The following is a 688-nucleotide window of genomic DNA, read 5'->3' on the forward strand; positions in this document are numbered from 1 at the left end:
CGTTAACACAGGAGGCAATTGCATCTGTATCTTTGTTAAATAAAAAGCAATCATTAGATTCTATAGGATTAATTATTGGTACTCAATTTGGTAGTCTTGAAAGTTCTGTGAAATATTTAGAATCAGTTTGGAATAGTGATTTCACTAATGCAAGTAGTATAAGATTTCCAGATGTAGTTCTTAATTCTACTGCTGGGAAAATACATGAGGCATTTGGAATAAAGGGATATGCTTCATCTGTTACAACTGGTGGAAATGAGTTATTAACAAGTATTATTAATGGGAAAAATGCAATATCAAATGGTTATTGTAAAGAAGTAATTGTTGGTTCAGGATATGAAAATTCAGAATTTGAGAAAATATTAATCAACCAACTTAATCAAACATCATTAAAGCAGTCATTTTTTGAGTCATTTGTGTTAAGTGACAATCCAAATAATAGTATTTTTGAAATTATAGATTCAGGACAGTTTTTTAATGATATGAATATTTTAAAAAATTATATCTTCAAATATTTAAATACTTCGAAAGATAATTTAATAATTAATGCTTCTAAAGATAAAATTATACGAAAAAAATTAACTAATTTTATTAGAAAAGAAATTAATGATTCGATTGATATTAAAGAACTAGGCCTTGATTTTTTGCAATATTTTAATTCCTTAAGTGAACATAAAGAATGTTTGAT

1 pseudogene is annotated in these 688 nt (G+C 25.6%); it reads left to right on the top strand.

Annotation, left to right across the window (positions count from 1 at the left end):
- A pseudogene (locus tag AC6UDG_RS07235) lies at positions 1-688 on the top strand (hypothetical protein); the annotation flags it as partial.

This window comes from Fructilactobacillus sp. X2R1C1 (assembly GCF_059901435.1).